The following is an 18,267-nucleotide window of genomic DNA, read 5'->3' on the forward strand; positions in this document are numbered from 1 at the left end:
CGCCAACGCAGCGGCATGTCCGCTGTGTTGGGTTAGTCATATCTGAATCTGCCAATACCAGAGAAAGCTGTACCCTAAAAATACTTATAAAATAGAGGATTATCATGTCAACCGCGTTGTTGTTAGCTATCGCTACCGCCAGCATCGTGATTTTGCTGTTGCTGGTGATTAAAACCAAAGTACACCCCTTTGTGGCGCTGCTGATTGTCAGCTTGCTGGTGGCGATTGCTACCGGCATTCCAGCCGACAAAATCATGGAAACCATCTTTAGCGGGATGGGGAACTTGCTGGGGCATATCACCATCATCATCGTGCTGGGGGCGATGCTCGGCGCAGTGATTGAAGCTTCCGGCGGTGCGGAGTCGCTGGCGCAACGCTTCAGTAAATCGCTGGGCATCAAGCGTACCGTGGCGGCGCTGACCATGGCGGCGTTTATCCTCGGCATTCCGGTGTTCTTCGAGGTCGGCTTCATCATCGTGATTCCGCTAATTTATGGCTTCACCAAAGTGGCGCGCGTGTCACCGCTGAAGTTTGGCTTGCCGATGGCGGGCGTGATGCTGACGGTGCATGTGGCGCTGCCAACCCATCCCGGTGCGGCGGCAGCAGCGGGCATTCTGCACACTGATATGGGCTGGCTGATGATGCTCGGTATCCTGATCTCGATTCCGGTGGGTATCGTCGGTTATTACGTCGCGAAAGCGATGAACCTGCGCCAATATCATCTTTCCGTTGATGTGCTGGAGCAGCTGCAGCTGGCGAAGCCGGAAGGCAAGCCGAAGAACGACGCGCCAGCGCCGGGTGCGCTGACTATTACCGGTCTGATTGTTGTGCCGATTCTGTTGATCGTCATGGGCACCGTTGCGCATACCACACTGGCTGAAGGCAGCACGCTGCGTGCGGTGATGACGGTGATCGGTACGCCAGCCATTGCGCTGCTGATTGCGCTGGGACTGGCGGCGTGGCTGCTCGGCGTGCGTCGCGGCTGGAGCAAAGAGAAACTGGAAGATCTCACCGGACGCGCGATTCCCAGCTCCGCCAGCGTGATTTTGGTCGCGGGCGCGGGCGGCGCGTTTGGTAAGGTGCTGGTGGAATCGGGAGTGGGCAAAGCGCTGGCGTTGACGCTGGAAACCTTGCATCTGCCATTAGTTCCGGCGGCCTTTATTCTGTCGCTGGCGCTGCGCGCTTCGCAGGGATCGGCGACGGTGGCGATTCTGACCACCAGCGGTTTGCTGAGCCAGGCGGTGGGCGATGTAACGGATATGCAGCGTGTGCTGGTGACGCTGGCGGCCTGTTTCGGTGGGTTAGGTTTGTCGCACGTCAATGATGCGGGCTTCTGGGTAGTGACGCGCTATCTGGGCTTGTCGGTGGCCGATGGCCTGAAAACCTGGACGGTGTTGACTACGGTGATGGGGCTGAGTGGTTTTGCACTGACGTGGCTGGTGTGGGGGATGATTTAGGTTTTCAGGTCGCCATAAATGGCGACCCTACAAAAACCAACTCTCTCAATCCGTAGGGTCGCCATTCATGGCGACCTCAATCAACATCCGCAGAGGACTAAGACACCAACTCCTGCGCATACAAATACAGCGCCTTCAGCTGCGCCATCTTCTCCGTATTCCCCTCATGCAAACTCGCCAGCGACTCCAGCTCCAGCAAGAACGCCTGCACGCGCTCGGCATTCAGCGCTTCGCGGCGATGCTGCAACCAGCGCTGCTGTTCGGCGTCATCCAGGGTGCCAGGGAAGTTGCGCGCACGGTAGCGGAACAGCAGTTTAGCAATGCGCTTATCGTCGAAGGTCAAATCCAGCGCCGGTAAATTTTGCGGCGGCGTCTGGCGGATGATATTCATGCCAGCGCGATCGGCATCGCTAAAGAAACCGTCATACAACTGCGCGTCAACATCATCTGACGGGGTAAACGGCTCGGCGTCGGCAAACAGCGCCACCACTTTCTCACGCACTTCCGCGTGGTCACGCAGCAGCTTGAGATTAGCGAGGCACTGCTGACGATCGATGTTTAGGCGCGCGGCATCTTCCGGACGCAGCGTGCTGGCGGGCGCCAGCACGGGACACTTATTAATGTGCACCAGCTTGATCGGCACCGCAGGCAGATCGCCCAAATCGCTGTGGCGGGTATATAAACGCTCGCGCAGTTCGTCAGATTCCAGCGTCAGCAGCGGCGACATATCACCGGCCAAATCGGCGACAATCAGCGCGTTACGGTTATCCGGATGCCACGCCAGCGGCACAATCCAGCTGGTGTTACCGCGCGCCGCGCCGAACATGCCGGAGACGTGCACCAGCGGTTTCATCTGCGGGATATCAATCAGCGTCATCAGTTTCTGTTTGTTGCGATGGGTAAACAGAAACTCAAACAGCTTCGGCTGCTTCTCTTGCACCAGTTTCGCCATCGCCAGCGTGGCATAAACGTCGGACATCGCATCGTGCGCCTGTTCGTGCGCCACGCCGTTGGCCTTAGTGAGATGCTCCAGCTTGAAGCTGGGGAAGCCATCGTCATTCTCCGGCCACTCAATGCCTTCCGGACGCAGCGCGTAGCAGGCGCGCATCACATCGAGTAAATCCCAGCGCGAATTGCCGTTCTGCCAGCTCCAGCCATACGGATCGAAGAAGTTGCGATAGAAGATATTGCGCGTCACTTCATCATCAAAACGCACATTGTTGTAACCAATCACACAGGTTTGCGGCTCGCTAAACAGGCCGTGAATGCGTTCGGCAAACGCTGCCTCGGTCACGCCGCGCGCTTTGGCGGTTTGCGGCGTAATGCCGGTGATCATCACCGCTTCCGGCTGCGGCAGATAATCGTCGGCTGGCTGGCAATAAAATACCTGCGGTTCACCTACTGCATTGAATTCTTTATCGGTGCGCAGGCCCGCGAACTGCGCCGGACGGTCCAGCGACGGGCTTTTACCGAAGGTTTCATAATCGTGGAATAAGAAGGTGAACTCAGAGGCGGGCACGGCGTTATCCTGGCAATGGAGAATCAACGCACAGGATAGTCGTCCCTTGGTAGCAGTACAACCTCGATCATCCTCACTGCGAGCGGGCGCGCAGCATTTATGCGCAGTTCATACTTTTTTTCAATTTATTCAGATCTGTAAGCGCTATTTGCCGTAAAACGTGCGGCGGTAAATTCATTTTTTGATTTTGAGGAAAAGTGTTGAAAAGGCGTCTGCTGGTAACTGTATCTGGAATGATTGTTTGGGCATCGCTGGCGCAGGCTGACGACAGCATGCCGTTTCCCCTGACGCCCCCGCCGATTGATGCGGCTTCGTGGGTGTTGATGGACGCCACCACCGGACAAATTCTCACTGCCGGCAATCCGGATGAAGAGCGTAACCCGGCCAGCCTGACCAAACTGATGACCGGCTATGTTGTTGATCGCGCTATCGATCAGAATAAAATCAGCCGCGATGACAAAGTCACCATCGGCAAAGATGCGTGGGGCGCGGGAAATCCGGTGTTCAAAGGCTCGTCGCTGATGTTCCTCAAGCCGGGCGATCAGGTCACGGTGCGCGACCTTATGCGCGGCGTGATCATCGATTCCGGTAACGATGCCTGCGTAGCGCTGGCGGATCACGTGGCCGGCAGCGAAAGCAGCTTCGTCACCATGATGAACAGCTACGTGCAGAAACTCGGCCTGTCGCACACCCATTTTGAAACCGTGCACGGCCTCGACGCGCCGGGCCAGCACACCACCGCACGCGATCTGGCGGTGCTGTCGCGCGCCATCATCAGCGGCGAGCCCGATTTCTACGCCATGTACGGTGAGAAAACCCTGACGTGGAATGGCATCACCCAGAACAACCGCAACGGCTTGCTGTGGGATCAAAATCTGCACGTCGATGGTCTGAAAACCGGCCACACCGAAAGCGCCGGTTTTAACATCATCGCCTCTAACGTCGTCGGACGTCATCGCTTGATTGCGGTGATCATGGGCGGCAAGAGCCCGAAAGGGCGTGAAGATCAGGCGCGCAAGCTGCTGGTGTGGGGCCAAAACAGCTTTGATACCGTGCAACTGTTCCACGCAGGCAAAAAAATCGGTAGCGAAAACGTCTGGTACGGCAATCCGCATAAGGTCGATGTCGGCACCACGCAGGATATCTATCTGTCGCTGCCGCGCACCGAAGTGGCCAACGTGATGGCGAAATACGTTATCGATCGCAAAGATCTGGAAGCGCCGCTGAAAGCGGGCGAGCAGATTGGCGAAATTCAGGTGATGGACAAAGATAAGCAGCTGGCCAGCTATCCGCTCTACGCGCTGCAAGCGGTGGAAGAGGCAGGCATCATTACGCGCATCAGCGATTACGTAAAACAGAAACTGTAATCCGCCGCGTATTTCAGCGTCATCATCGTCGCCGTTATGCGGCGGTGATGGCACAATCGCTGTTTCTGCTACTGACAAGAGGCAAGGTATGAAAGCATCGATTGTTGAACGTAATCCGCAAAGCTGGCTCGGTTACCATTTGCAAGGTCCGTGGCAGGAAACCGTGCCGCGCGGCTTTAACCAGCTGAAACGCTGGGTGAGCGAGCACCACGCTGGAGGTGAATGGCTGGCGATCTATTACGGCAATCCGCAGGAGCTGCCGCCTGAAGAGCTGCGCGTGGAAACGGTGATTACCGCGCCAGAGGATGTGATTCCAGCGGCGGGCGACGATATCGAAAAAGGGTTATTGCCGGGCGGCCGCTATTTTCATGCGCGCGTTGAAGTGCTCAACAACGATTTCTTCGGCGCGTGGCACAGTTTGTTTGATAGCTTAAACGCGCAGGGCGGCTGGCAAGTCGACAATCGTCCGTGCTTTGAGCATTACCTTTCTGATGGATCCGAGAGCGGTAACTGGCTGGTGGATATGTATATCCCGGTACGTGCGGCTGAATAAATTTCGCGGTCACCATAAATGGCGACCCTACAAAACCGCACCCGTCGATTCACCATGAATGACGAACATACAGCTCCGCATCCGTAGGGTCGCCATTCATGGCGACCTTTTTCAATGCCCGCACAAAACTGTATGCGTTACATCAATGTTTCCATTGGGAAAATCAGATGTAGCGCCCATGTTGTATTTCAGCAAAAGACGAAAAAAAATTGCGTTCTACCCTAATGATGCAGTCGTCGCCAGGGTAACATAGCGCGCAAATTTTTAGCGTTCCCGGACAACCATGTTACGCGCTGACAAGCCCATCTCGCAGATTGAGTTCTGGTTCTACCGCCACTATCGCGCCGTGCACGGCGTGCGCATCGCTATCGCTTTTGTGCTGTGTTTCCTGTTTGTGCGGCTCACCGACATTCCCGAAGGCACCTGGCCGCTGATTACGCTGGTGGTGGTGATGGGGCCGATTTCCACTTGGGGCAACGTGCTGCCGCGCGTGGTGCAGCGTATAAGCGGCACCTTTGCCGGACTGATTTCTGGTCTGATCGCGCTCAAGCTTGAGCTGTTTTCACTGCCGGTGATGCTGGTGTGGTGCGCCGTAGTGATGGTGGTCTGCGGCTATCTGACGCTGGGAAAACATCCCTACATGGCGCTGCTGATTGGCATCACGCTCGGCGTGGTGGTTGGCGCACCGGCCGGGGATTTCACCATCGCCATGTGGCGCGGTGGCGATGTGATTCTCGGTTCACTGATGGCGCTGCTGTTTAGCGCCATCTGGGCGCAGCGAGCCTATACGCATTGGCGCATCCAGTTATCGGATGCGTTTATCGCCATGGCCAAACTGCATCACACCGGCTTCTCCGCCAATTTGCTGGAGAAACCGCGGCTGAATAAACCTTTTCAGAAATTGCTGAGTAGCGTGATCAAAATGCGCGCGTTGCTGGAGCCGGCGAGTAAAGAGACGCGCATTCCGAAATCGGTGTTTGAGGCGATCCAAACCATCAATCGCAATCTGGTCAACACCATGCAGATGCAGATTGATGCATGGTGGTCGTCGCGTGAAAGCCACTTGATTATGCTTAACGCGCCCACGCTGCGCCGCACCCAGCAGATGACGGAAGACACGTTGAATGCGCTGGCAACGCTGATGGTGAAAGGCGAAACCGAGCAGATCACCGCCAACAGCCACGCGCTGGAAGAGATCACCCAGGAACTGGAGCAGCTGATTGCTAATCGCAGCGGACGTTCCGAAACCACGGCGATTTACGGCTACGTCTGGTTGAGCCTCGAACAGGCGCGTCAGCTGGAGCGTATGACCGATTTAGTGCGTCTGGCGCTGCGTAAATAGTTTTCTCAGGCAAGGACTTAATGTGAATCACCCTTTCTTTGCGCTAAGATAAGCGCCAGTCCGAATTTAGCGGTGAGAATTGCAACCCTGGCGGCCAAACCGCTAAGCTAAACGTTATGACTATTCCGCCTGCCGACGCAGGCCTCAAGAAAGGTGCCAACATGGAAAATGCCAAGCAATCATTTCAGGACGTACTGGAGTTTGTGCGTATGTTCCGTCGTAAAAACAAACTGCAGCGCGAAATCGTGGATAACGAGAAGAAAGTCCGTGATAACCAGAAACGTGTGCTGCTGCTGGACAACCTGAGTGAATACATCAAACCCGGCATGAGCATCGAGGCGGTGCAGGAAATTATCGCCAGCATGCGTGTGGACTATGAAGACCGCGTTGATGAGTACATCATCAAAAACGCTGACCTCTCCAAAGAGCGTCGCGAGCTGTCGAAGAAGTTGAAAGCGATGGGCGAGCCAAAAGCGCATTAAATCGTAGGGTCGCCAATAATGGCGACCAGGCGCGCAGCAATGCGCAATCCATATGAAACAGCGCGACGAATCGCGCTGTTTTTTTATTCCGCCGCCAACTCCCACCACAGCTTATCCAGCGCGTAGTAGCGGTCGCGTTCGGACTCGGGCTGATTCAAGTCGCGTTTCCACGGTTTCGCCAGAATAAAGTGCAGATTCTTCACTTCATCTTCGCGCCACATTTTACTGTGCTGGAACGGCAAGGTTTTTAGCGCATTGTATTTGTACGAAAGCGGCAGCCAGCGATCCTCGAACACTTCATTAAGCAAATCCTGCTCGGAGAACGGATAGCGGCGCAGATCGGTAATGCCCGCCACTTTCTCCTGCAGCCACGCAAACACCGCCAAATCCGGCTTCAACACCAGGAAGCCGCCGTTCAGGTAGCGATCGAGCGTAGACGGTGCCGATTCGCCGCGATCCTGCCAGGTATAGTGGCAATTCTCTGGCTGCCAGCTGACAGGATAACTGGCGATCTTGTTGGGGTTGCAGCGGCAGGCGTGGCATGCTGCCAGCGCATGCTCGCCCAGATCGAGCGTAAACAGCTCATCCATATTGCGCAGCACCAGCATATCGGCATCGAGAAATACCACGCGCTCACAATCAACCAGCTCCCACGCGCGCAGCTTGCTCCACACTTCACCGAACTGCGCCGAAGCGTAATGCTGCTCCAGTTCGGCATTCGGCATCAGCGGCTCCACCGGATGGATCACGCAGCCCAGCGCCTGCAACGCTTCACGCGTCTCCAGATCGATGGCGTCGGTGACCATCACAATCAGCGGCCAGCGGGTTTCACTGCGTTTCAGCGAGCGGTGCAGCGCCTTCACGCCAATAAAATAGTCCGGCTGCGTTAACAGCGTTACCCATGCAAACATGGTTTCTCCCCTTCAAACTTAATCAAACAAAGCAGTGACATAGTCATTGCTAAAACGGCGTTGTGGATCGAGCTGGTTGCGCACCGCGCGGAAAGCGTCCCACTGCGGATAGATATCGCGCCACTGATAGCGCTGCGGATCGTAATATTTGCCCCAGTGCGGACGACCGCCTTCGGCCGCCAGCAGCTTCTCGACTTCGGTGAGAAAATGCAGGCCATCCTGCGACAGCGAACCGTCATCGGCGTAATAGACCACAAAGCCAAAGAAGCAGGTGGCGTGCTGATATGCCGGGCTGAGCCAGGCTTCAGACGCACCGGTACAGCGCAGAATAATCGGATAGTGCATATGCGGATGATTCTCGGCGTACCAGGCTTTGATCTTGCTGATAATCTGCGGCGTTTTCTCCAGCGGCACGCCGATCTCGACATTGATCTGCGGCACGGCAATGCCGCGACAAAACAGCTGATAGATATCGCCGCTGATGTCGGTGAAATCGCGGAAGCGCGTCACGGTGCGGAACTGTTTGCCGCCTTTGCCGTGAATCTGCGTATCGCGATGCATCTGCGCCAGCGTCTGGTCGATGGTGTCATTCAGGCTGCTGTCGGTGTCATCGCCATGCTCAATCACCTCGCGCTGATTGGCGTGCCACGCTTGCGACTCTTCAGCGCTGGCTTCATGCGCGTTCCACACGTGCATCAGGTTGTCATCGACAAACCACCAGGCTTTGCTCATCTCATACTGCTGATTCCATTCGATCAGATCGTTCTCCAGCGTATCGGCAGAGACGGCGAATTTGTGGCAGGTGAACAGGCGGAAAGGGCGGGTGCGCAGCGTTACGGCCGTCACAATGCCCAGGGTGCCGAGCGAAACCTGTGCGGCAGCGAAATCGGGCTCACCGCGTACAAATTCACGCACGCTGCCGTCAGCCAACACCATGCGGATGCGCAGCGCTTCATCGGCGATGGAGCTTTGTGCTAAACCCTGGCCGTGCGTGCCGGTGGCCATTGCGCCCGCCAGCGTCTGCACCGCAATCACGCCCGGCGACGAGGCCAGCATGCGATCCATCTCGGTTAAGGTGCTGTAAACCTGTTCCAGCGGCGTGCCGGCGGCAAAGGTGACGCTGTCTTCGTCTTGCGCAAGCATGCCGTTGAACGCGCTGAGATCCAGCAGCAAATCCTGCTCATCAACGCCGAGCATGCGGCCCGGCGACAAGCGGTTGCCCAGCACGCGCACTTTGCCGCTGGCGGTGCGCAGCAGTTGTTGCAACTCCGCTTCAGTTTGCGGCTGATGTAACTGACTACGCTGACCAACCACCGTGTTTTGCGCCCAGTTCCACAGTGCGCTGTCCTGATCGGTATTCTGCGTATGGCGTAAGGGATAAAGGTGGGGATCTTTGTTCACTACGGCGTTCCTTAGTCTGTGGTCTGTGACGGTCCCAAATTTAAAAGCGTAGACCATCAGCGCGCAGCCGCAGCCTACGGGGCTTTGCGCACATAACGCAGCGTGGCGGTGACGGCTAATTGGCGGTTGCGACGGATGCTGTCTTCCTCGCTATCGTTCGGCGTGAACAGCGTGTGAAAGGTGTAGCGATTGGAGACGTGATGCACACAAATGCTGCTGAGCAAGCGGTGCACATCCACGGTATCCAGCCCATCCATAAACAGCCCTTGCTGCTGGCCGCGCGTCAGAATGTCATCCAGCACATCGAGTGCACTTTTGTTCAGCGCCTTGATGCGTTCGGATTGCATGATGTAGCGCCCGCGCAGCAGGTTTTCGGTACACACCAGCCGCATAAAATCCGGGTGCGAAACGTGGTAATCAAAGCTGGCTTCCACCAGTTTTGTCATCGCCAGTTCCGGTGCCATCTCGGCGAGATTAAGGCCGGTTTCATGCTGGCGAATCGCCTGATACACCTGCTCCAGCACCTCAATATAGAGCTGCTCTTTATTGCCAAAGTGATACACCACCATGCGTTTAGTGGTTTGCGCGTGCTCAGCGATCTGCTCCAGCCTTGCGCCCTGCATACCAAACTCGGCGAACATTTTCAGCGCACCGGCGAGGATGCGTTTCTTCAGCCCTTCAGGGTCATTTTTTCGTTTAGGTGTGTTGTCCGACATAGCGCTCAGTAACAAGTCCATCAAAAGGGAGAGGATAACACAGCCATTTTCTCGCTTGTGGCGATGCGAGCGGCGCTGCGGCTTTATGCTTTTCAGGAATAGCATTTCTGAATAAATCATAATGCAGGAATAAGCAACTGCGTATACTGCGGTCATCTGTCGTTACGACAGCTTATTTTGACTCGCGCAATTATAACGATTAGGAAGCATTTTATGCACACACGTCTGTCATCAGTAAAAAATAAATTCCTGTTAACGGCTGGCGCCTTACTGCTGGCCAGCGCGGCGCTGTCGCCGCTGTCCATCGCCCACGCGGCGGATAAAACCTCGGTAAAAGTCGGCATTATGAGCGGCGAGGATGAAGATGTCTGGCGCGAAGTGATCAAACAGGCGGCGGCAAAAGGCTTAACGGTGAAAACCGTGATCTTCAACGATTACAACCAGCCGAACGAAGCGCTGCAAAACGGCGAAGTGGATGCCAACGCCTTCCAGCATCAGCCGTTCCTTAATAACCAAATCAAGGTCAATCACTACGACATCGTGCGCGTCGGCGATACCGCCGTGTGGCCGATTGGTCTCTACTCGAAGAAAGTGAAAAGCGCCAAAGCGCTGAAAGAGGGCGCGGTGATTGGCGTGCCAAACGATCCCTCTAACGAAGCGCGCGGTCTGGTGCTGCTTGAGCAACAAGGCCTGATCAAGCTGAAGCCGGGCGTCGGCATCGCGGCCACCACCGCCGATATCACCTCGAATCCGCATCATCTGAAAATCAAAGAGCTGGATTCCGGCATCATCGGCCGCTCCGTTCCTGATCTGGATGCCGCCGTCGTCAACACCGATTGGGCGCTGAAAAGTGGCCTGACCGCAGAAGACCGCATTGCGCAGGAGCCGGTAAAAGATAATCCGTACAACAACTTTATTGCGGTGAAGAAAGAGAACGTCAGCGCGCCGTGGGTGAAAACGCTGGTGGCTTCTTATCAGAACGATGCCGTGAAGACCGTGTTTGACAAGGTCTACAAAGGCACGGGCGAAACGGCCTGGTAAGGAACGAATAAGATGACGTTATTCTCAGCAGCCGAAACGCCCTTTACCGCCGTCAAACGCGGCGTGGTGGAAAGTGCCCACGACGAGGCGCAGGTGAAGTTTCGCGACAGCGGCAGCGTGGTGCGCCTGCAAGGCGTGTCACGTCGCTTTGGACAAACCCAGGCGCTGCGCGATATCTCGTTGACGGTGCAGAAAGGCGAAATTCTTGGCCTGATTGGACGCAGCGGCGCGGGGAAATCCACGCTGATCCGCTGTCTCAACGGGCTGGAACAACCTGATGAAGGCGTCATTGAAATCGAAGGCCGGAACATCACCGGCCTGTCGGAAAAACAGCTGCAAACGGTGCGCAGCCGCGTTGGCATGGTGTTCCAGCACTTCAATCTGTTATCAGCAAAAACGGTGGCGCAGAACGTTGCGCTGCCGCTGAAAATTGCCGGCATGGATAAAGCGCAACGCCAGCAGCGCGTGGCGGAACTGCTGGAGCTGGTAGGGCTGGCGGACAAGGCGCAAAGCTATCCGGCGGCGTTATCCGGCGGCCAAAAACAGCGCGTTGGTATTGCCCGTGCGCTGGCGGCCAGCCCGGCGCTGCTGCTGTGCGACGAAGCCACCTCGGCGCTCGATCCGGAAACTACGCGCTCGATTCTGGCGCTGCTCAAATCCCTGAATCAAAAACTCGGCATCACCATTCTGCTGATTACCCATGAGATGGAAGTCATCAAATCTGTGGCGCATCGCGTGGCGGTAATTGATTCCGGTGAAATTATTGAACAAGGTCCGGTTTGGCAGGTGTTTGCGCATCCCAACTCGCAATTGACGCGCACGCTGCTGCGCGGTTTGCTGCCGCAGCTGCCGGAAAATATTGCCGCGCGCCTCAGCGATGAGATACAGGGCGACGCCATCTACAGCGTGCATTTTGCCGGTGACGATGCGCAGGGCGATCTGCTAACCCGCTTTGCCGGCGCGCTGCCGGGCAAATTCCGCCTGCTGCAGGGCGGCATCGATCACATCCAGCACTACGCGGTGGTGCGTTTCTTTATTGCGCTCCCGGCGGCGAACGCGGCCGACGAGCAACAGATTCTCAGCTGGCTGCACGCGCAGCAGGCTCAAGTGGAGTTGGTGGGTTATGTCGCCAGTCATGATTGATCTTTTACTCAATGCGTTAGGCGAAACGGTTTTAATGACGGTGATCTCCGGTCTGTTTTCGCTGGTGGCCGGCTTGCCGCTCGGCCTGATTCTGGTGATGACCAGCCCCGGCGGCATTGCCGAACATCGCGGCATTAATCGCGTGCTGGGCCTGATCATCAACAGCTTCCGCTCGCTGCCGTTCATCATTCTGCTGGTGGCGCTGATTCCCTTTACCCGTTTTCTGGTCGGCACCTCGCTCGGCACCTGGGCCGCGATTGTGCCGCTGTCGATCACCGCAACGCCGTACTTCGCGCGCGTGGCCGAAGTGTCGCTGCGTGATGTCGATCGCGGCCTGATTGATGCGGTGCGCGCCATGGGCGCCAGCAAGCTGCGTATCGTCTGGGACGTGCTGATCCCGGAAGCGCTGCCCGGCATCTTGTCGGGGTTTGTGGTTACGCTGGTGGCGCTAATTGGTGCTTCGGCCATGGCCGGCGCGATTGGCGCAGGCGGACTGGGCGATCTGGCGATCCGTTACGGCTATCAGCGCTTTGAAACCTCAGTGATGATCGCGGTGATCGCGGTGCTGATTGTGCTGGTGTGCGGCATTCAGTGGGTCGGCGACCGGTTGGTGCAGCGTATCGATAAGCGTCATTGATCTACCGTGGCCATGTAAACGGTGGTGGCCTTTGTAGAGTCGCCATTTATGGCGACCTAAACGCAACAAGGAAAATACTCATGTCGCTGAACGCCCTTCAGCTCACGCTCGAAAACAGCCTCGAACAACACAGCGCCGCTTACCTCAAGGTATCGCAGGCGATATTTCAAAATCCTGAAACCGGCAACAACGAATATTTCGCCAGCGAGCAGCTAACACAGTTACTCAGGGCGCAGGGTTTTGACGTCACACTTAACGTCGCGGGGCATGAAACCGCGTTCTACGCGGTCAAGGCCAGCGACAAACCGGGCCCCACCATCGCTTTTCTCGCAGAATATGACGCGCTGATCGGCATCGGTCACGCCTGCGGTCATAACCTGATTGGCACCACCAGCGTGGCGGCGGCCATCACGCTATCGCAGGTGCTGGATCAAACCGGTGGACGCGTGGTGGTGTTAGGCACGCCCGCGGAAGAGGGCGGATTAGCCGGACCGGGCGGACCCAAAGGCAACGTGAAAAAGCGCTTTGTCGAAGCCGGCTACCTCAAAGATGTCGACGTGGCGCTGATGGTGCATCCTTCGGGCAAAACCCGCCTGACTGAATCCACGCTCGCCAATAATCATCTCTATTTCCACTTCTATGGCAAGCCGTCACACGCTGCCAGCGCGCCGCATGAAGGGATTAACGCGCTGGATGCGCTGGTGCTGCTCTACAACGGCATCAGCGTGCTGCGTCAGCAGTTGCCAGATGGCGTGCGCGTGCATGGCATTATCACCAACGGCGGCCAGGCCCCAAACGTGATCCCGGAATACGCGTCGGCGCACTACTACATCCGCGCGGACAGCCGCGAAGTGGTGGAATCCCTTGAGCCGCGTCTGCGCGCCATTGCCGAAGGCGTGGCGCTGGCGACCGGCGCGCGCGTCGAGATTGACCATCAGATTGGCCCGCGCGATTTCAAACTCAACTCAGCGCTGGATGCCTTGCTGCTGGAGGAGTTCAGCGCGGCTGGCGAGCAGGTTGATCTCTCGCCGCAGAAGAACAAAGTCTCGACCGATGCCGGCGACATCAGCCACGCGGTGCCGACGGCGCATCCGTGGCTGAAAATCGGCTCCGACGATCTGATTTTCCACACCGTGCCCTTCCGTGAAGCGGCCAACTCTGAGCGCGGCTATCAGGCGCTGCTGATTGGCGCGCGCGTGCTGGCCCGCACCGGCTTACGTCTGCTGATCGATGCGGACGCCTTAAACAACGTCAAAGCGGATTTCGCGCGACAACCATAAAGGAGAGTGTTGTGTCGCAAACGTATCGCAGAAAACTGAAAACGCTGGTCGGCGCCAGCAGTGTGATTTCCGCCGCCAATGACAGCCAGCCAGGCGTGGGCATCACGCGCGCCATTGAACTGGCGAAGATTGCCGAGCGCGAAAAGATCACCGGGCTGTTTACCGCCGATTTGCTGCAGGCCGATCCGGCCGGATTAGCCGGCACCACCGGCACGCAAGATCCGCTGATTGCGCTGGCGGCATTGAGCCAGGTGACTTCGCACATCGGTTTAATCGCCACCGTCAGCACCAGCTGGCTGCATCCGTATAATCTGGCACGTCAGGTTGGCACGCTCGATCACATCAGCGGCGGCCGCGCGGGTTGGAACGCCGTGACTTCATCAGTTGGCGAGGAGAACTTTGGTGAAAGCCAGCTGCCGCCACCGCAGGAGCGCTACGCGCGCGCCACCGAGTTTATCGAAGTGATGAACGCGCTGTATGACGCCAACGAACGCGCGGCAGTGCAGCGCACGGCCAGCGGCGGCATTCGTCTCGATCACAGCAAACTGCACCCGATTAACTATCGCGGCGACTATTTCCAGGTGGCGGGTCCGCTTAACGTACCGCCGCCGCCACAGCGTCGTCCGGTACAATTCCAGGCGGGACAATCCGAAGCGGGCGTAACCCTCGGCGCACGTTATGCCGAAGTGATTTACACCTCGCAGCCCACCTTCGATGCCGCGCAAACCTTCGTGGCTGATGTGCAGCAGCGGGCGCGACGTTTTGGCCGCGAACACAATCCGCCGCTGATCATGAACTCGTTCCACGCCATCATTGGCGACAGCGACGCCGATGTGGCGCGCCGTTTGCGCGATAAGCATGAACGCATCAACTATGAACAGGGCAGATTGCGCGTGGCCGACATGCTGGGCGGCGAGGTGGATCTACGCGATTTGCCGCTCGACCAACCGCTGCCCGCCGCGTTGATTCCCGAACTGGCGCAGGTGCATCGTCGTCAGGGGCGCGCCGCCATTTTCCGTGGCTATGCGTTGGAAGGATTAACCCTGCGCGAGCTGATCATTAAAGCTGAAGAGACCGGCCACTGGTTTGTCGCCGGAACGCCAGCAACCCTGGCCGATGCCATCGAACAGCGCTACCGCGCTGGCGTGCTGGATGTGATTTCGCTGCATGGACTCGGCCAGCCCGATCAGCAGGATTTGCTGCTCAACGGCCTGCTGCCAGAACTGCGTCGCCGCCAGCTGATCGATACAGATTATGTCGGCAACGATTTCCGCAGCAGTTTGGAGCTGGCTCCGCTGGCGTAGTTGCTCGTGGTAACCTGGCAAATCCTCAAAAACACAAAACCCCGCTCAGGTTTCCCTGAGCGGGGTTTTTGAATTTGGCTCCTCTGACTGGACTCGAACCAGTGACATACGGATTAACAGTCCGCCGTTCTACCGACTGAACTACAGAGGAATCGTGTGAACGAGGCGCATATTAGCGATGCCGATCCCCGTTGTCAAAGCCCGACTGCACACTTTTGATTTAAGTGCGCGTAAAAGCAGCGGAATGCTGCTTTTCTGACTTGAATGATCAGATTATAAACTGCCAGCAAGATCTCACTTTAAACGCAATTCCTTTGAGATGTTAGAGGCATGTCAAAGTTTTGTTATTTGCCGATTTTAAAACAATCATTTCAGTGCTTTTATGATGAAAGTTTCAAATGTCAATAAGATGAAATAAATGAACTGCTTATCATCACCGGCGAAACGACTTCACTCATCTGAAACGGCATTTTGAAAATAACTGGCTGATAAGTAGTAAGTTACACCGAAAAGATGCAGTAAACCGATAGCGTTAGACCAGAAGCCTTACCTCTACAACCACAAAAAAAACGCCAGCGACGTTGGGTGAATGTAAAAGATATTTTTCATTCGCGGTCTCAGCCAACCTGAGCATGTTAACGAATAAGAAGGGTTACCTATGAAATTCAAAAAAGCGTTATTAACTTCCCTGTTAGTTTGCATGTTACCTGCCGCTGTCATGGCAAAAGATCTTCAGGTGGGCGTTTCTATGGCGCTGTTTGATGACAACTTCCTCACCATTCTGCGCACCGCGATGCAAAAAGAGATGACCAAAGATGGCGTTAAAGGCCAGGTCGAAGATGCCAAAGGTGACGTTTCACAGCAGCTGCAGCAGGTACAGAACTTCATTGGTCAGGGCGTTGACGCCATCATCGTTAACCCGGTGGATACCAACGCGGTGAAACCGCTGGTGGATGCCGCTGCGAAAGCCGGCGTGCCGCTGGTGTTCGTTAACCGTAAACCGGCGGGCGAATTGAAAGACAAAATGGCTTACGTCGGTTCGGATTCCGAACTGGCCGGCCGTCTGCAGATGGAAGCCCTGGCGAAAGCGCTGAACGGTAAAGGCAACGTCGCCATTCTGATGGGCGACCTCGCTAACGAATCGACCCGTGACCGCACCAAAGGCGTGGAAGCGGTGGTAGCAAAATATCCGGGCATCAAAGTGGTACAGAAACAGACCGCTAAATTCATGCGTAACGATGCGGTAGACGTGGTGAGCAACTGGCTGACCGCCGGTGACGATATCCAGGCGATTGCCTCCAACAACGATGAAATGGCGATTGGTGCGCTGCAGGCGCTGGGTAAAAACCCGAACCACATCCTGATTGCCGGTGTTGATGGAACGCCAGATGCGTTGCAGATGCTGAAGAACGGCAAAATGGTTGCCACCGTATTCCAGGACGCGAAAGGTCAGGGCGAAGGTGCGGTGCAGGCGGCAGTGAAACTGGCAAACGGCGAGAAAGTGGAAAAGGTCATCAACATTCCTTACCAGCTGATCACCAAAGACAACATGGCGCAGTTCGAATCACGTAATCAGAAATAAACCGTAACCGACTCAGCCGTACGGAGGTGATGTATGACCGCTTTTGCGCTTGAAGCCGAAGGCATCAGCAAGTTCTTCCCCGGAGTGAAGGCACTCGACAATGTCTCACTGCGTATTAAACCGGGGTCGGTACATGCCCTGATGGGTGAAAATGGCGCGGGCAAATCCACTTTAATGAAATGCCTTATCGGGATGTATCGTCCCGATAAGGGCACCATTCGCATTAAAGGGGAGCCGGTGCAGTTTCAGGACACCATGGATGCGCTACGTTCCGGCATCTCCATGATTCACCAGGAACTCAATCTGGTGCCTTACATGACCGTGGCCGAGAACATCTGGCTCGGTCGCGAACCGATGAAGTACGGCTTTGTTGACCACGGCAAGCTAAATAAACAAACACAGGAACTGCTGAACAAACTGAATATCCGCTTGAAAGCCGATCGTATGGTCGGCGAGCTCAGCATCGCCTCGCAGCAGATGGTGGAAATCGCTAAAGCGGTTTCCTGGAATTCGGACATCGTGATTATGGATGAACCGACCTCGGCACTGACGGAAACCGAAGTGGCGCACCTGTTCACCATCATCCGCGACCTGCGTGAGCAGGGCAAAGCCATCATCTATATCAGCCATAAGATGGATGAGATTTTCACCATTACCGATGAGATCAGTATTTTCCGTGACGGATCGTGGGTAGGCAGCAACAGCACCAGCGAATACACGCGTCAGTCGCTAATTACACAGATGGTGGGCCGTGAATTAACCCAGCTGTTCCCGAAATTCAACGGTGAAATCGGTGGGGATGTGCTGACGGTGCGCAATCTCACCTGCAAAGATCGCTTCACCGACATCAACTTCACGGTGCGCAAGGGCGAAATCCTCGGCGTAGCGGGATTGGTGGGTGCCGGACGCAGCGAAGTGATGGAAAGCCTGTTCGGCATGGAGAGTTTCGACAGCGGTGAAATCCTGATTGATGGCGTGCCGGTCAAGATCGATTCGCCGTCAACGGCGATTGAGAAGGGCATGGCGTTCCTGACCGAAGACCGTAAAAAGTCGGGGCTGTTCCTGGTGTTGTCGGTGATGGAGAACATGAGCATCGTCAACATGCCCGATTACACCCATAAAAGCGGTTTTGTCAGCCACATCAAAATGGCGCAGGACTGCATGGATCAGATTCGCAAGCTGAACATCAAAACTCCCACTATGGATCAGATCATCAATAACCTCAGCGGCGGTAACCAGCAGAAGGTGCTGATTGCCCGCTGGCTGCTGGCGCAACCGAAGATCCTGATTCTCGACGAACCCACGCGCGGTATCGACGTGGGGGCAAAAGCAGAGATTTATCGCTTGATCAGTGAACTGGCGAATCGCGGCGTGGCCATCATTATGGTGTCGTCCGAACTGCCAGAAATTCTCGGCATGAGCGACCGCGTGATGGTTATGCACGGCGGACGTATAACCGGCATCCTCGATAAAGAAGAGGCCAATCAGGAATCCATTTTGTCGTTGGCATCCGAGTGAGGCGTGAGACACCT

16 protein-coding genes and 1 tRNA gene are annotated in these 18,267 nt (G+C 56.2%); 12 read left to right on the forward strand and 5 right to left on the reverse strand.

Annotation, left to right across the window (positions count from 1 at the left end; genetic code table 11):
- The first annotated feature begins 104 nt into the window (after nt 1-104).
- Nucleotides 105-1,457 (forward strand): GntP family transporter, encoded by a 1,353-nt coding sequence (locus K5Y30_RS16075; protein ID WP_137386087.1) that lies wholly within the window; start codon nt 105-107, stop codon nt 1,455-1,457.
- Nucleotides 1,458-1,554: 97 nt separating this feature from the next.
- Here the strand turns inward: K5Y30_RS16075 and sbcB are convergent, their stop codons facing one another.
- Nucleotides 1,555-2,976, reverse strand: a complete 1,422-nt coding sequence (sbcB, locus tag K5Y30_RS16080) for an exodeoxyribonuclease I (RefSeq protein ID WP_110866679.1) — start codon at nt 2,974-2,976, stop codon at nt 1,555-1,557.
- 200 nt (nt 2,977-3,176) lie between these two features.
- On the opposite strand from sbcB, the gene dacD reads away from it, so the two are divergent.
- From dacD to tmaR, 4 genes are all read left to right on the forward strand, one after another.
- On the forward strand, nt 3,177-4,343 hold the full coding sequence (dacD, locus tag K5Y30_RS16085) for a serine-type D-Ala-D-Ala carboxypeptidase DacD (protein ID WP_222212129.1): 1,167 nt from the start codon (nt 3,177-3,179) through the stop codon (nt 4,341-4,343).
- Between the two features lie 88 nt (nt 4,344-4,431).
- The gene (locus tag K5Y30_RS16090) at nt 4,432-4,896 is read left to right on the forward strand and encodes a GyrI-like domain-containing protein (protein ID WP_222184839.1); all 465 of its coding nucleotides are present in this window, start codon (nt 4,432-4,434) and stop codon (nt 4,894-4,896) included.
- Between the two features lie 283 nt (nt 4,897-5,179).
- Nucleotides 5,180-6,238 (forward strand): FUSC family protein, encoded by a 1,059-nt coding sequence (locus K5Y30_RS16095; protein WP_222184841.1) that lies wholly within the window; start codon nt 5,180-5,182, stop codon nt 6,236-6,238.
- A gap of 161 nt (nt 6,239-6,399) precedes the next feature.
- A complete protein-coding gene (gene tmaR / locus K5Y30_RS16100) occupies nt 6,400-6,720 on the forward strand; it encodes a PTS system regulator TmaR (RefSeq protein ID WP_222184843.1) in 321 nt (106 codons plus the stop codon).
- Between the two features lie 83 nt (nt 6,721-6,803).
- Here the strand turns inward: tmaR and K5Y30_RS16105 are convergent, their stop codons facing one another.
- From K5Y30_RS16105 to K5Y30_RS16115, 3 genes are all read right to left on the reverse strand, one after another.
- Nucleotides 6,804-7,631, reverse strand: a complete 828-nt coding sequence (locus tag K5Y30_RS16105; RefSeq protein WP_222212131.1) for a glycosyltransferase family 8 protein — start codon at nt 7,629-7,631, stop codon at nt 6,804-6,806.
- Nucleotides 7,632-7,649: 18 nt separating this feature from the next.
- A complete protein-coding gene (locus K5Y30_RS16110) occupies nt 7,650-9,032 on the reverse strand; it encodes a D-arabinono-1,4-lactone oxidase (RefSeq protein ID WP_222212133.1) in 1,383 nt (460 codons plus the stop codon).
- A gap of 74 nt (nt 9,033-9,106) precedes the next feature.
- Nucleotides 9,107-9,748: a TetR family transcriptional regulator gene (locus K5Y30_RS16115; RefSeq protein ID WP_222184848.1), complete on the reverse strand. Its 642-nt coding sequence runs from the start codon at nt 9,746-9,748 to the stop codon at nt 9,107-9,109.
- A gap of 213 nt (nt 9,749-9,961) precedes the next feature.
- On the opposite strand from K5Y30_RS16115, the gene K5Y30_RS16120 reads away from it, so the two are divergent.
- From K5Y30_RS16120 to K5Y30_RS16140, 5 genes are all read left to right on the forward strand, one after another.
- Nucleotides 9,962-10,789: a MetQ/NlpA family ABC transporter substrate-binding protein gene (locus K5Y30_RS16120; RefSeq protein WP_222184850.1), complete on the forward strand. Its 828-nt coding sequence runs from the start codon at nt 9,962-9,964 to the stop codon at nt 10,787-10,789.
- A gap of 12 nt (nt 10,790-10,801) precedes the next feature.
- The gene (locus K5Y30_RS16125) at nt 10,802-11,932 is read left to right on the forward strand and encodes a methionine ABC transporter ATP-binding protein (protein WP_222212135.1); all 1,131 of its coding nucleotides are present in this window, start codon (nt 10,802-10,804) and stop codon (nt 11,930-11,932) included.
- Entirely contained in the window at nt 11,913-12,569 is a 657-nt protein-coding gene (locus K5Y30_RS16130) for a methionine ABC transporter permease (protein ID WP_222212137.1), read from the forward strand. The genes K5Y30_RS16125 and K5Y30_RS16130 overlap by 20 nt, the downstream gene beginning before the upstream one ends.
- A gap of 80 nt (nt 12,570-12,649) precedes the next feature.
- The gene (locus tag K5Y30_RS16135; RefSeq protein ID WP_222212147.1) at nt 12,650-13,849 is read left to right on the forward strand and encodes a M20 family metallopeptidase; all 1,200 of its coding nucleotides are present in this window, start codon (nt 12,650-12,652) and stop codon (nt 13,847-13,849) included.
- An 11-nt stretch (nt 13,850-13,860) separates the two neighbouring features.
- Nucleotides 13,861-15,153, forward strand: a complete 1,293-nt coding sequence (locus K5Y30_RS16140) for an NtaA/DmoA family FMN-dependent monooxygenase (protein ID WP_222184856.1) — start codon at nt 13,861-13,863, stop codon at nt 15,151-15,153.
- 75 nt (nt 15,154-15,228) lie between these two features.
- Here the strand turns inward: K5Y30_RS16140 and K5Y30_RS16145 are convergent.
- A tRNA-Asn gene (locus K5Y30_RS16145) sits at nt 15,229-15,304 on the reverse strand.
- Nucleotides 15,305-15,811: 507 nt separating this feature from the next.
- Here K5Y30_RS16145 and K5Y30_RS16150 point away from each other — a divergent pair.
- Together K5Y30_RS16150 and K5Y30_RS16155 are read left to right on the forward strand one after the other, a co-directional pair.
- Nucleotides 15,812-16,735, forward strand: a complete 924-nt coding sequence (locus tag K5Y30_RS16150; RefSeq protein ID WP_061717661.1) for a sugar ABC transporter substrate-binding protein — start codon at nt 15,812-15,814, stop codon at nt 16,733-16,735.
- 33 nt (nt 16,736-16,768) lie between these two features.
- Nucleotides 16,769-18,253, forward strand: coding sequence for a sugar ABC transporter ATP-binding protein (locus tag K5Y30_RS16155; RefSeq protein WP_222184858.1), 1,485 nt, complete (start codon nt 16,769-16,771; stop codon nt 18,251-18,253).
- The last annotated feature ends 14 nt before the right edge of the window (nt 18,254-18,267 follow it).

This window comes from Pantoea sp. DY-5 (assembly GCF_019795955.1).
Classification (GTDB): Bacteria; Pseudomonadota; Gammaproteobacteria; order Enterobacterales; family Enterobacteriaceae; genus Pantoea; species Pantoea leporis.